Source organism: Bifidobacterium sp. (assembly GCF_051876855.1).
GTDB lineage: Bacteria > Actinomycetota > Actinomycetes > Actinomycetales > Bifidobacteriaceae > Bifidobacterium.
Map to the genome: position 1 here is coordinate 1 of NZ_JBJEIH010000034.1, position 13,844 is coordinate 13,844.

The window sequence follows — 13,844 nt, forward strand, 5'->3', positions numbered from 1 at the left end:
CAATGGTGCTCGATATTCGCGAACAGTTCGATGGTGAACGATGCCAGTTCGTCGTATACGTCCTGGCGTATCGGCGTCTGTTCGGCATCGTGCTCAAATGTTGCCGCTCCATGGTATCCGCAGGCCGTGAGGTGCCGTGCCTGCCGGTCAAGCAATTCGCGCAACGAGTTCTGCCATGTGTCCGGCATTGAAGCTGTGCGAGATTCTCCAGTATTGCGCAGCACGTCAATGGCGTGGTGCGCGCACTGCATGGCTTCGCGGGACGTGTCGTCAATCGCTTGCAACGTACGTCGTTGTTCCGGATCCTTGCAGTCAAGGAGGAGCGCTCCGCAGAGCATGGAAATACTCGCCAGATCGTTGGTCAGCGTGTCATGAAGGTTGCGTGCCAGCGAGAGGTCGCGTTCCGTGCGTGCAATAGATGCCTCGGCTTGGTGCAGGAGCTCCGCGTTGCGCTTGTTCTGTTCGTTCAGCCGTTGCCGACGGTAGGTGTATCCGATAACAGAAGATGCGACCTGCAAGATGATGCCGATAATGACGAATGCCGTCCCTCGGCCCCAGAATACGTGATAGATGGCGAACTCGGCGGTAAACGCCACTTGGACTGCCAATCCAATCCACGTGGGCAGGCAGTAGTACAGCGCAGCGAATGCCAGCGCGCACCCGAATGTCAGATCTTCGAGATGCGTCCACGGCAACGGTATGCAGATTGCGGTGAGCGCGATAACGCCAATGCTCATCCATTGCGGCATTAGAGGTAGCAACGCGCAGGCGCACGTATACATGACAAGCAGTATCCAGGCGATTGGCCCGGATTGGTCGTCGGCAAGTCCGGTTGCCGCTGGGTAGCAGTCTGCGACCAGGCAGACAGCCATGACGGCTGCAAGGAAGAGACGTTGCCCTGTTGCAGGCGTCATCACGGGTTGCCCGAAAAGCAAGATTTCGCCATGGCCTTGTGATTTGAGCTGCTGACGAAAGCGTTGGCACAATTGTCGCGTACTCATCTGGTATTCCTCCGCTTGGCCAGAAGTGCAATGAGCTGGACCCTGTTCTTGACTCCGCATTTGCGGCATGCTCGCTGGATATATGTTCCGACTGTCGCGGGGGAGAGACCCAGCTGCTGCGCGATATTGACCGAAGTGTTGCCGTCGGCGCTGAGTTCGACAATGGTGCGTTCGCGGGGCGTCAACGAATCGATGCCATCGCGTTGCCGATGGTGTGCAAGTCGTGTGAATGCGTCTTGTACAAGGGGGAAATCGATGGAAGCGTATCGATATGGTTGCCTGCGCTGCACGCCGAGTATCGTTGCCGTGAGCTGTCGCACGTCGCCTTTTGCCGCGATTGCCTGGGCGCCGGCATCCGCCGCGGATTGCGCGTATTCATCAAGAGGGAAGGATGTTACCGCGAGCAGCATGATGCGGCTGTCTCGTTCCCGAATGGTGCGGATGACTTCGATTCCGCTCATTTCGGACATGGACACGTCCACGAGCAGCATGTTTGGGCATGGTCCGGTCAGGCAACGGTGTATCGCGGTCGCGGCTGATGTCGTCAGCCAATCCAGGTCGGCGCTGTCTGCAAGGGCGCGTGACAGGTAGTTGCCCATTGCGGCAAGGGCGAATGCGTCATTGTCTACGACGCCGATGGTGAAGTGCGGTATCGCCGTGCCCTCTGACTCCAATCCCATAGCCACCCCGCCTCACCCGATATACCGCGCGATTGCCCGTGCGGCCGCGGCTTTCGCCCAGCTTTCCCAAGAGAAATCAAGGATTTCGAAGTCGACGGTCGCCGCCTGGCTGGGGCGGTACCAGTTGATGCCGCTGCGGATCGATTCCTGGTTCATTTTCGCGAGGAATGATGATTCCCCGCTGATCAGCACTTTCGACGGCATGGCGAAGTTCGCGACCGTGGATACCAGTACGCCGAGTCGGAAGCACAGGCGGTTGAGTAGCTGCCGTGCCTGCGCGGTCCCTTCCTGCGCGTCGGCGGCGAACTGGTCGAAGGTGACCATATGCCCCACCATGCCTGAATATTCCTCGGCCAGCGAATCATTGGTCAGGCATTGCGAGCAGCCGGTATGCCCCGCATAGCAGCGAGGCCCCGCGGGGTCCACGAGGATATGCCCGGCCAGCCCATAGCTTTTGTCAGGGTAGTCCACAGGCATGCCGTCCTCGGCGAGCGAATACCCGACGCCCGCACCTATCGTGACCACAGCGAACCGTCGCACGCCGATGCCGGCGCCGAACCAGCTTTCATACAGCAACAGCGAATCGAGGTCGTTGAACACCGCTGTGGGCAGCCCGCCCGTCTGCTCGATCGCCCCGGCGGCATCGACCCGCCCGTCCCAATGCAGGAAGGGAGCGTACGTCACATACCGGTCATCTTCCGCATGCCCGCCGAAGCTTAGCCCCACGGCCACCGGGCTTGGTGTGACGTCCGAACGGTATTTGCGGATTGCCGTGCCGATGGTTGCGGCGACATCCCGCGGCTTGGTGGATTCAAGCGTCACCGTGCGGCATGGCCCGACCGGCCGACACAGCGCGTCCACAGCCACAATACTCACCTCGGAGCCGTGGATATTGATGCCGAGGAAAGTGCGCTCGCCGGCGCGCAATCGCAGATTGGTCTGCGGGCGGCCGCGTTTTTCGCGTGATTCTTTCGGTATGAAGCCTTGCGGGAGTCTGCCTTGTTCTGTGGTGTCACCGGGAAGTTCCTCGATGACACCTTCGTAGATCAGGTCGCTGGTGATGCGCGACAACGCCCCTTGTGACAGTCCGAGAAGTTGGGCCAGGGTCGTGCGCGCGATGGGTCCGTATTGTGTGATGGCGCGGGTCACCCGGTGGGTTTGCGGGGAGCCGGTGAACCATTGGACGTCTGTCGTGAGTTCATGCTCATCGCCTGATTCCGCGGTTTTCCACGTATCCGTCTCGTGTGTCGTCATCACTGCTCCTTGCCTGTGGGGTCCATCGCCGGCGTGCGAGGATACGTCCTTGTTCTCATGGCCTCGCATCTGATATCCTGCATTTTCTTTCTCAATACATTAAAATACCGTGTTTTTCTTGCTTCGTGCAATAGGCGCGCAGGGGCTGGGAATGAAATCCCCGGTCACGTATGCTCGCAAGTACAAACAAACCGCAGCGATGGTGTTGCGGTGTGGAAGAGGCAAAGGAGTCTTCATGAAGACGGATTCCCATTCAGGACGCGGAACGCTCAGGTCGGTACTTCGCAGGGCTCTCACCGTGGCATGTGTCGCGGTGATGGGTCTCGGTGCCGCCGGGTGTGGTGCGTCGAGCGCGCAGACGGTGACGTTGGATTTCTTCCAGTTCAAGTCCGAGGCCGCTGACCAGTTCAAGAAGATGGCTCAGGAGTTCGAGAAGGAGAATCCGAACATCCGCATCAACATCAATAATTCCGCGAACGCGCAGACTGATTTGCGCACCCGGTTCGTAAAGAACCGCGTTCCGGATGTCATCACGTTCAACGGCGATATTAGCTTCGGCATGTTCGCCGCCTCCGGTGTGTTCCATGATTTCACAGACGATCCGATTGTTGACGAACTCAACCCTGGCATGGTCCAGATCGCCAAGAACCTGGTGCAGACCACCGACCCGGCGAAGAAGCGCCTCTATGGCCTGCCGTTCTCCGGCAACGCATCCGGCTACATCTACAACAAGACGCTGTGGCGTAAGGCCGGCGTTGATCCGAACAATCCGCCTAAGACCTGGAACGAATTTATTGCCATGCTGAAGAAATTCAAGGCTGCGGGTATCAACCCGGTGCAAGCCAGTGTCGCGGACGCGTGGACCACCCAGGCGCCGCTCGCCTCGCTCGCCGGTACGCTCGTCCCGGAATCCGAGTACACGAAACTGAAGGAAGGCAAGACCGACTTCAAGACGATCTGGACCGAAACTGCGAAGAAGGAAGTCGAAATGTACTCCTATTCGACGTCCGACAAGGGTGTCACCTATCAGGAGGCCACCCAGAACTTCGCGAAGGGCACGGCGGCGATCATCCCGCTCGGCACGTATGCGATCCCGCAGATCACGATGATCAACCCCGACATCGACCTCGGTTTCGCGCAGATGCCGGCCAGCAACAACGCCAAGGAGCAGAAGCTCACCGCAGGCGATGACGTGATGCTCACGATGGGCGCCAACACCAAGCACCCGAAGGAAGCCATGAAGTTCATCAAGTTCCTGATGAGCAAGAAGCAGCTGAACGCCTACGCGAAGGCCCAGTCCGCCATCACCCCGCTCAAGGACACCTACTTCGGCAACAAGGCGCTGGAAGGCATCCGCCCGTTCTTCGAAAGCAACAACGTGGTTGATTTCTGCGACCACTACATCCCGTCGTCCATCAACATCGGCGGCTACCTGCAGACCATGGTGATCAGCGGCAACGTCCCCCGCTTCATCAACTCGATGCAGAAGGAATGGGACAAGGTCCAGGCTCGCACGGTCGAGTAATCGGACACGGAGAAAGGAACAGAAATGTCTGCAACAGTCGTATCGTCTCAGCAGTCTGCGAAGTCAGACAAACCTGCGAAGAAGCGCAAGAACGCGTTTTCGCATCGCAAGGTGGACCGCGCGTTCTACTGGATGACCGTCCCCGCGGCGATTATCTTCGCGGTCTTCCTGTATGTCCCGTTCATCCGCGGCATCGGCTACTCGTTCACGAACTCGCAGGGCTACGGCAACTTCAAGTGGGTCGGCCTGCGCAACTATCAGGCGTTGCTCAGCGATGACCGCGTCGGCCACGCCTACCTGTTCACCTTCTTCATCGCCATCATCATCACCGTGCTGATCAACCTGATCTCGATGTTCCTGGCGGTGCTGCTGAACAGCAAGATCGCGTTCAAGAACGGGTTCCGCGCGATCTTCTTCATCCCGTACATCCTGGGCACGCTGGTCATCGGCTACGTGTTCAAGTACATCTTCATGACGCCGCTTCCCGCACTCGGCAAGGCGCTGGGCATCGGCTGGCTGTCCGAATCGATGCTGACCAGCGAACAGTACGCTTGGATTCCGGTGGTGTTCCTCGCTGTGTGGCAGGGCGTCGCCTACTCCACGCTGCTGTACATCGCGGGCCTGCAGACCATTGACGACGAAATCTACGAGGCCGCTTCGATTGACGGCGTGAACGCGTGGCAGAAGTTCTGGAAGATCACCTTCCCGCTGATTGGGCCGTTCGTGACGATTAATCTCGTGCTGTCGCTCAAGAACGCGCTGGGTACGTTCGACCAGGTGGTCGCGTTGACGGAAGGCGGCCCGAATTCCTCCACCGAGACCGTGACCTACCTCATCTGGAAGGGTGGCCTGACCGGCGGCGAATACGCCTATCAGACAGCCAATGCGGTGGTCTTCTTCATCGTCCTCGCGATTGTCGCGTTCATCCAGCTCGGATTCTCGAGAAGCAAGGAGCAGATCTGACAGCCGTGCGCTGAAGCCCGACTGACAGAGGGGAAAGGAACATCATGAAAGACAAGACATTCCACAAGGATCATCGGATTAATTGGTGGCTGACCGCGCTGACCGTGGTGCTGTCGCTGACCGTGCTGGTCCCGCTGTATTTCACTATCGTCACGGCGTTGAAGACACCGGCCGAGGCGGGCACCTTCAGCCTGCCGACGTCCTGGCAGTGGCATAATTTCGCGGATGCTTCGGCCAAGGTTGATTACCCGCGGGCCGCGCTGAATTCCGCGATTATCACGGTGGCTGCGGTGGTGCTCACGCTGCTGACGAACACCTTCGTGGCCTACGCCGTCGCCCGCAACATGGACAAGCGCTTCTTCCGCTTCCTGTACTACTTCTTCATCGCCGCGATGTTCGTGCCGTTCCCGGTGGTGATGCTGCCGATCGCCAAGCAGATGGGCGCCTGGCATCTGGACAACCAGTTCGGCTTGATCCTGCTGTACATGACGCTCGGCCTGGGCACGAACCTGTTCATCGCGACCGGTTTCATCCGCTCGATTCCGCCGTCGCTTGAGGAGGCGGCGCGCGTGGATGGCGCGAGCACGTGGAAGATCTTCTGGAAGATTATCTTCCCGCTGATGAGCCCAATCAACGCGACGATCGGCATCCTGACCGCGCTGTGGGCATGGAACGACTTCCTGCTGCCGCTCATCGTGCTGACGGATCAGTCCAACCAGACGATTCCGCTCGCCCAGTACGTGTTCAGCTCCCAGTTCGCGACCAACTACCCGATGGCGTTCTCCAGCTACCTGATGGCGATGGCCCCGATTCTGATCGTCTACGTCTTCGCCCAGCGCTGGGTCGTCAGCGGTGTGATGAGGGGCGCGGTGAAATAGACGAAAGCCAGTGGGCTTTCGTCTCACCGCGCCGGGGGCGGGGGATAGTCCCCGCCCCCGGTAAAAATCTAGCCGGCCGTAGGCCGTCCAAAATTGCCGGATCCGGTGAAGTAAAGGAAAGCCCGGCGGGCTTTCCGTTCACCGCGCCGGGGCGGAGGATAGTCCCCGCCCCCGGTAATAATCCTGCCGGCCGTAGGCCGTCAATAATTGCAGGACCCGTGAAGTAAAGGAAAGCCCGTCACATTCCCGCTCTCCCCATCCACTCCCATCAATCTGTTCTCTCCCGTCGAGGGGCCTGTGATGCACATTCACAGGCCCCTCGGTCTGTTTCCTCGCCCGATGCAACCGCCCAGTCGCACGGCGGCCGCGTATGGTTGGCTTCCTGTGTCTCGTCCGCCGGTATCCGCCCGCCGTGTGACTGCGGTGTCGCACGCCGACCGTTTACTGGCCGTCGCCGTCGTTACCGACCGGCTATCTGCCTGCTGTGTGACTGCCCGGTCGCACAGCTGTTCGGTTTCGCTCCCGCCGCCGGTTCTGTCCCGTGGCATCTGTCCGTCGTGCGACTGTCCGGTCGCATGACAGGCAGATATCCCCGCCCCGGTCAACTTGACGCCTGATACTTGCCTGTGGTGTGACTGTCCGGTTGCACGTCGTCGGTTTATCTCCCGTCCTGCGCCCGTTGTGTCGGCTATCTGCCCGCCGTGCAACCGCTCAGTCGCACAGCGGCCGGGTGTGGCTGGTTTCCTGTGTCTTGTCCGCTGGTATCTGCCTGCCGTGCGATCGGGTGGTGGCATGGTGGCGGGATATCCCTGCTCCCTGCCCACTTGATGCCTGATACTTGTCCGCCGTGTGACTGTGGTGTCGCACAGTGCCAAGTTGTCGGGTGATTTGGCGGGTGTCTGGAGGCTATCTGCCCGCCGTGCAACCGCTCAGTCGCACAACCGCGTGATTCCGCCCGCGACCCAACCCTGCGACCCAACCCCGCGGCCCCGCCCGAATATCTTTCTCCGCGCACCCGCCACGCCAGCAATAGGAATGAAAACGTATGCATCGTACGATAATCCCAGAAAACAACACCAGACAGCAAAGGAGCTTGCCATGACCAATTTCAATCGTCCGGCCCTTCCCGCCGGTGTCCGCACGAATGGAGCGCCCACCAGCCCGTGGTGGGCGAACGCCGTGGTGTACCAGATTTACCCGCGTAGCTTCCAAGACACCGATGGCGATGGCCTCGGCGATATCAAGGGCATCACCCGCCGCTTGGATTACCTCGCCGACCTGGGCGTTGATGTGCTGTGGCTGAGCCCGGTCTACAAGTCCCCGCAGGACGACAACGGCTACGATATCGCGGATTACCAGAGCATCGATCCGATGTTCGGCACGCTTGACGATATGGATGAACTGCTTGCCCAAGCGCATAAGCGCGGTCTGAAAATCGTGATGGATCTGGTCGTCAACCATACTTCCGACGAGCACGCGTGGTTCCAAGCAAGCCGCGACAAGAACGACCCGCACGCCGACTGGTATTGGTGGCGTCCCGCCCGTCCCGGCCATGAGCCGGGCACGCCGGGTGCCGAACCGAACCGTTGGGGCTCGTATTTCGGCGGTTCCGCATGGCAGTATGACCCCAAGCGCGGCGAGTATTTCTTCCACCAGTATTCCCCGAAGCAGCCTGACCTCAACTGGGAGAACCCGCAGGTGCGTCAGGCGGTCTACCAGATGATGAACTGGTGGCTCGACCGCGGTATCGACGGTTTCCGCATGGACGTCATCACGCAGATTTCCAAGCGCGTCGACCCCAACGGCAAGCTTCCGGGCGAACCTGGCAGCCAGATCGAGGATTATCCCGCCGGTCCCGACGGCTACTCGTCCCCGTTCCCGTTCTGCTCCGACGGCCCGCGGCTTGACGAGTTCCTCAAGGAGATGCACCGCGAGGTGTTCGACGGCCGCGAAGGCTATCTCACGGTTGGTGAGGCGCCAGGCGTCGCCCCGCAGCGCAATGAGCAGATCACGGACCCTGCCGCACGCGAACTGGACATGCTGTTCATGTTCGAGCATGTTGATGTTGATTGCGAGAACGGCACGAAGTGGAATCCGACCCCGCTTGATCTGCCGAAGCTGAAGCGCACGCTTGCCGCCCAGCAGGATGCGGTTGCAAAGAAGGGCTGGGTGAGCCTGTTCTTCGACAACCACGACCAGCCGCGCGTCGTGTCCCGCTGGGGCGATGACTCCACCGAGGAGAACCGCGTCCATTCCGCCAAAGCGCTGGCGATGCTGCTGCACATGCATCGCGGCACCCCCTACATTTACGAGGGCGAGGAGCTTGGCATGACGAACGCGCATTTCACCCGGCTTGACCAGTATCGCGACCTTGAATCCCTGAACATGTTCCACCAGCGTGTTGAGCAGGCGCATATCCAGTCCGCAGAATCGATGATGGACGCGCTCGCCAAGCGCAGCCGTGACAACGCCCGCACCCCGATGCAGTGGGACGCTTCGACCTACGCCGGTTTCACCGCCGTCGATGCTTCCAAGGAACCGTGGATCAGCGTCAATCCGAACCATACGACGGTCAACGCGCAAGCCCAGCAGGATGACCCGAATTCGGTGTTCTCCTTCTTCAAGCAGCTGATTGCGCTGCGGCACGACGACCCTGTCGTATCCGCCGGCGACTGGCACCTGCTCGACGAATCCGACCCGCAGGTGTACGCGTTCACGCGCACGCTGGGCGATGAGCGTCTGCTGGTCGCCGTGAACCTGTCCGGGAAAGACGCCCGCATTCCGGATGACACCGTAGCCGCGCTCGCCGCAGCCGCAAACCAGTCGCCCGACATCGTGCTGACGTCCTATGATTCGCAGCATTCTGCCGATTCTCTGGCTGCTCGCACGCTGTCCCCGTGGGAGGCGGTGACGGTCCGGCTCTAGCTGGCCGAAGGACTCCTGACTGAAGGATTCCGGGAGGGTGCCCGTACCTTCCCGGAGCCGCCGCAAACAGATGTTGACGGGCACAGAAGATGGTGGTCGTCGCCGTGCTTCGGCTCAGCGACGACCACCATCACATTGCGTCCGATCGACGACGGCCGCCAAGCTCAAGCTGTTCAATAGTTCAATGCTTGGTACTGTCTCCAAAAGCCCGTATTTCAGCATCGGTGGCGAGGATTGCGGGGACCGCGTTCGCCGCGATCAGCGCCACTTTCTCCACACTGTCCCGGCAATCGCGATCAATCCACCGTCGCAGAATCGCACTGACTGAAGCCGTCGTGCAATCAAGGAAATACTTCATATCGTCTTCATCATCGATGCCGATTGAGGCGCAAACCGGCCGAATTCGCCGCTCCCACAGTTCCTTGCTCCCGTAATGCACCGGCAGGCCGTGCCCGCTGTGCAGCGCGATGCCGTAGAAGTACCGGTGTTCTTTAATGTGGCGCAGAAACAGTTCAAAAGAAGCCAGACTCAGGGGGATTTCGGCGGGGCTGTGCTCATTCGTGTCTTCGGCGCGATTGCCTTGCCGGAAATGTTGGGAGAGCTCGGCGAACAGGTGCTCTTGCATCACGGCGATGACGTCGTCGATGCTGTCGAAATGCTCATAGAAGGTGGAACGATTGATGCCTGCCTCCCTGCAGATGGCTGCGATGGACAACGGCGTCGAGGCGTGTTTCTTGGTATCCATCAGCGTGAGAGCGGCGACTTCGATTCGCCTGTCGGTCTCCAAGAACCTCGCATTGCCAGCGATATTCACCATGGCTTCATTATTCCAACGACTGTTGGACTTGTGTCGGTTGAGCCCCGGAGTGTCGCGGAATAACGTCAGCATTAGCCGGCTTATGAACACCACAGCGCATCGACGATCGGCTGTCTGAACACCACGGCTCAGCGGTGCGAGAACCCCAAGGAGACATCATGAGCAAAGCAAACGACACCACCCTCGTCCTAGGTACCGTCAGTACCTTGGTCTTCGCACTCGGCATGTGCATGTGCATGTGCATGATCGAGCAGTGGCATGCCTTCACCCAAGGCATCATCGTCGGCACTGTCGGCATCGCGCTGTTGCTCGGGCTTGTCCCGCTAATCAAGGGAGTGAAATGAACATCACGAATATCAGCGGTCACGATGGCATGACCGGTTCGGGCACGTCGCAAACTTCGCCGGAACTGCCGGCGACCATGCGTTCGGCTGTCTATCTCGGCAAAGAGCACGTCGAAGTCCGTGACGTCTCGATTCCGTCAGTCGGCGATGACGACATTCTCGTGCGCAACATCTGCTCCGGCGTATGCGGCACCGATGTAGCCGTGTATTCCCATGGTCCCGGCACCGGCCACAAGGTCGATGTCGGCGGCGAATTCGGCCACGAAACCGTGTCTCGTGTCGTCGCGGTCGGCCGAAATGTCACCGATTTCCAGGTGGGGGAGCGCGTCTACCCTTATCCGTTGCTCGCCAAAGGCGACCCCCATCGTGCCGGCACGCTGGGCGGATTCTCGCAATACATGCTGTGCCCGAAACCGGTTCGCGGCGTATCCCTCTACCCGGTCGACCCGGCTATCAGCGACCGTGCGGCAAGCCTGATCGAACCGTTCACGGTCGGCATGAGGGCGGCAAAACACGCGCATCAACGCGAAGGCGAGCACATCATGGTCTTCGGCGCCGGCACCATCGGCATCGCTGCGGCGCTCGGTTCCCTGCAACTCGGCGCGGGCAAGGTCATGATCTGCGATTACTCCCGATTGCGGCTGGAAAAGGCCGCCGCCCTTGGACTCCAGGTCTGCGATCTCAACCAGGATGACCCCATTGACGCCGCCCGGGCGTATTTCGGGGATGCCCGCTCGCTTGACGGACCCACCGCGGACATCGACTGCATGATCGACGCCGCCGGCGCCGAAAGAGTGTTCGAAACCTTCATGGCGCACGGCAAGATCTACGGCAGATTCGTCGTTGTCGCGGTCAACAACGCCATGCGGCAACTGGATTTGCTGCGTCTCACCTTCGCTAACCAGACTCTGTCCGGTTCCGGCGGCTACATGCCCGAAGACGTCGCCGACGTGCAGCGGCTCATGGCTTGCGGACGTTGGGATATCGGTTCAATCATCACCGCATCTTACGATTTGGAACACATCGAGGATGCGCTGCGCGCTGCCGGCGATACCGCCCGCAATCTCACCGTTGTCATCGACATGGAAGCGTGAGCCACACACCGAGCGGACGTTCCCGGCACTATTTGGACTTGCCCGCCTCCCGGCAGCCGTTCCACGGGATGGACTCTCCCGACGCTGCGGGGCAGCGGGCATCCTACAATAACGATCATGGAACAAAACGAGGTTCTCAAAGCACTGCAGCGCGATCATGCCGCTGAATTGAAGAAGGCCGCCCAGCGGCTCAAAGGCACGGCCAAGCACACGGAGGTCATTGCCTCCCCGGTGCTGTCCGACATGACCGGCCACCAGATTCTCCTCAAGCCGGAGAACCTGCAGGTCACCGGTTCCTTCAAGATTCGCGGCGCCTACAACAAGATCGCCTCCCTGTCCGAGGACCAGCTGGCTCGCGGCATCGTCACCGCATCCGCCGGCAACCATGCGCAGGGCGTCGCCTACGCCGCCCGCGAGCGTGGTGCAAAAGCCACCATCTGCATGCCGACCATCACCCCGCCGCTCAAGGTTGACGCCACCAAAGCCTACGGTGCCGACGTCGTCCTGCACGGCGATGTGTTCGACGAAGCCGCCGCGTACGCCCAGAAGCTGAGCGACGAGCAGGGCATGATCTACGTGCCGCCTTTCGACGATTATGAAGTCATCTGCGGCCAAGGCACCATCGCCATGGAAATCCTCGAAGATGTCCCGAACGTCACTGATATCGTCGTACCGCTCGGTGGCGGCGGCCTGGGCGCCGGTGTGGCGCTCGCTGTCAAGACCTTCAAGCCCGAAGTCCGCGTGATCGGCGCGATTCCTGAGGGTTCTCCGGCGTTCAAGAATTCGTTCGCGGCTGGCCGCGTGGTTCCCGCCGACAAGGTGGTCACCTCGGCGGAAGGCGTTGCCGTCAAGCGCCCGGGCGACCTGACCTTCGCGCTGCTCAACGAATTCCTGGACGACCTGATCACCGTGTCTGAACGCGATATCAACGAGATGATCCTGCTCATGCTCGAGAAGCACAAGCTGGTCGTCGAAGCCGCGGGCGCGGTGTCGCTCGCCGCATTGGAACATCTGAACCTGCGCTCGCGCAAGTTTGCGTCCGCTCCTGGCCCGCACGTCGTTGTCCCGATTATGTCGGGAGGCAACATCGATACGGTCACCATCGGTGCGGTCATTCAGAAGGGCATGATTGCCCGCGGCCGCATCATGAACTTCGAGGTCGAGCTGCCCGACCTGCCGGGACAGCTGCTGAAGGTAGCGCAGGTCCTCGCCGAGCAGCGTGCCAACGTAATCGCCCTCGACCACGACCAGTTCAAGGCGTCCGGCCATTACACGAATGCGGTCGCCCTCGGGGTCACCGTCGAAACGAACGGCCCCGACCACATCGACCGCGTACTCGAAGCGTTGAAACAGGCCGGTTTCGACCCCAAGCGCATCTACTGACGGTCCGCCATCTGCCTCTGTATGGCAACGGCCCCGGAATCCTTGGATTCTCAAGGTTCCGGGGCCTTCGCGTTTTGTGTGTTGTTTCCTGCTCGGCGCAGGCTTAGCGGCTCCTGTTATTGTTCATCCGCTTGCGCTTCGGCGATGGTTTCGTCCACGAGTTTCGGCAGCGCGACGGCGATATCCTCATGGATCAGCCGCGTGGCGATATTGTCGTACTGTGTTTTGCCCATATTCATGATGGTGACGGGCACGTCGGCCTGTGCGGCGACCGGGGCGAGTGACGCCGCGGGGAACACTTCAAGCGTCGAACCGATGACCCAGAACTCGTCAGCCTGCGAGACGAGCCGCATGGATTTCTCCATCGCCCCGTCCGGCAGCATCTCGCCGAAATACACGACATCCGTCTTGATAATCCCGTTGCACGGCATGTCGCCCTGGTACTTAAGACGGCGATGGCAATGCGGGTCCGGCTCCTCGTCAAGACGCGCCATGATGTCCGCGGTGTCGTATTTCGCATGGCATTTCATGCAGTGGGACGTGCCGATGGTGCCATGAAGGTTCACGATGATATCCGGTGAATTTCCGGCTTTCTCGTGCAGTGCGTCGAAGTTCTGCGTGGCCAGGAGTGTCAGAAGCCCCGCCTTCTCGAGTTTGACGAGTGCCTTATGCGCGGCGCCCGGCTGGGCGTTCCACACAGGGGATTCTTTCTGCCAGCGCCATGAATATTCGCGATCCTTCTTATTGGTGAGGAACGCGTCGATGTCATAGACCTTGGTCTGTTCTGGATGTTTGGTCCACACGCCGTCGGGCCCGCGGAAATCTGGAATGCCAGCTGATGTCGAGATGCCGGCTCCGGTTAATACAGCGATCTTTTTGCTCATACCTCAGGAATACCACGCTGTGATGTCCGTTTGTGGCGGGAGGTTGGATGCGACGCGCCGTGCTGCGGGTTGTTTTGGGTTGTTGGTGTTTGGTTG

Annotated in this window: 12 protein-coding genes; 7 read left to right on the forward strand and 5 right to left on the reverse strand. The window is 60.3% G+C overall.

What is annotated here, in order from left to right:
- From ACI38B_RS02575 to ACI38B_RS02585, 3 genes are all read right to left on the reverse strand, one after another.
- On the reverse strand, positions 1-737 hold a 737-nt coding region (locus ACI38B_RS02575; RefSeq protein WP_439729401.1), incomplete at its 3' end, for a histidine kinase.
- Between the two features lie 260 nt (positions 738-997).
- Positions 998-1,681 carry a response regulator transcription factor gene (locus tag ACI38B_RS02580; RefSeq protein WP_439729402.1) on the reverse strand — a complete coding sequence of 228 codons (684 nt, stop codon included), beginning with the start codon at positions 1,679-1,681 and terminating at the stop codon, positions 998-1,000.
- A gap of 12 nt (positions 1,682-1,693) precedes the next feature.
- Positions 1,694-2,935: an ROK family transcriptional regulator gene (locus ACI38B_RS02585; protein ID WP_439729403.1), complete on the reverse strand. Its 1,242-nt coding sequence runs from the start codon at positions 2,933-2,935 to the stop codon at positions 1,694-1,696.
- Positions 2,936-3,170: 235 nt separating this feature from the next.
- On the opposite strand from ACI38B_RS02585, the gene ACI38B_RS02590 reads away from it, so the two are divergent.
- From ACI38B_RS02590 to ACI38B_RS02605, 4 genes are all read left to right on the forward strand, one after another.
- The gene (locus tag ACI38B_RS02590) at positions 3,171-4,460 is read left to right on the forward strand and encodes an ABC transporter substrate-binding protein (RefSeq protein ID WP_439729404.1); all 1,290 of its coding nucleotides are present in this window, start codon (positions 3,171-3,173) and stop codon (positions 4,458-4,460) included.
- 24 nt (positions 4,461-4,484) lie between these two features.
- Positions 4,485-5,423, forward strand: coding sequence for a carbohydrate ABC transporter permease (locus ACI38B_RS02595; RefSeq protein ID WP_439729405.1), 939 nt, complete (start codon positions 4,485-4,487; stop codon positions 5,421-5,423).
- A gap of 44 nt (positions 5,424-5,467) precedes the next feature.
- Positions 5,468-6,301, forward strand: a complete 834-nt coding sequence (locus ACI38B_RS02600) for a carbohydrate ABC transporter permease (protein WP_015451317.1) — start codon at positions 5,468-5,470, stop codon at positions 6,299-6,301.
- 1,098 nt (positions 6,302-7,399) lie between these two features.
- Positions 7,400-9,226 (forward strand): glycoside hydrolase family 13 protein, encoded by a 1,827-nt coding sequence (locus tag ACI38B_RS02605; protein WP_439729406.1) that lies wholly within the window; start codon positions 7,400-7,402, stop codon positions 9,224-9,226.
- Positions 9,227-9,407: 181 nt separating this feature from the next.
- On the opposite strand, the gene ACI38B_RS02610 is transcribed toward ACI38B_RS02605, so the two are convergent.
- Entirely contained in the window at positions 9,408-10,043 is a 636-nt protein-coding gene (locus tag ACI38B_RS02610) for a TetR/AcrR family transcriptional regulator (protein ID WP_439729407.1), read from the reverse strand.
- Between the two features lie 158 nt (positions 10,044-10,201).
- Here ACI38B_RS02610 and ACI38B_RS02615 point away from each other — a divergent pair, with 158 nt between their 5' ends.
- The 3 genes from ACI38B_RS02615 (at position 10,202) to ilvA (ending at position 12,864) form a co-directional block, all read left to right on the forward strand.
- Positions 10,202-10,387 (forward strand): hypothetical protein, encoded by a 186-nt coding sequence (locus tag ACI38B_RS02615; RefSeq protein WP_439729408.1) that lies wholly within the window; start codon positions 10,202-10,204, stop codon positions 10,385-10,387.
- The gene (locus ACI38B_RS02620) at positions 10,384-11,481 is read left to right on the forward strand and encodes a zinc-dependent alcohol dehydrogenase (RefSeq protein WP_439729409.1); all 1,098 of its coding nucleotides are present in this window, start codon (positions 10,384-10,386) and stop codon (positions 11,479-11,481) included. The genes ACI38B_RS02615 and ACI38B_RS02620 overlap by 4 nt, the downstream gene beginning before the upstream one ends.
- 117 nt (positions 11,482-11,598) lie before the next feature.
- Entirely contained in the window at positions 11,599-12,864 is a 1,266-nt protein-coding gene (gene ilvA, locus ACI38B_RS02625; RefSeq protein WP_321046671.1) for a threonine ammonia-lyase, read from the forward strand.
- A gap of 116 nt (positions 12,865-12,980) precedes the next feature.
- Here the strand turns inward: ilvA and ACI38B_RS02630 are convergent, their stop codons facing one another.
- Positions 12,981-13,748 carry an SIR2 family NAD-dependent protein deacylase gene (locus ACI38B_RS02630; RefSeq protein ID WP_439729410.1) on the reverse strand — a complete coding sequence of 256 codons (768 nt, stop codon included), beginning with the start codon at positions 13,746-13,748 and terminating at the stop codon, positions 12,981-12,983.
- Positions 13,749-13,844 lie beyond the last annotated feature (96 nt).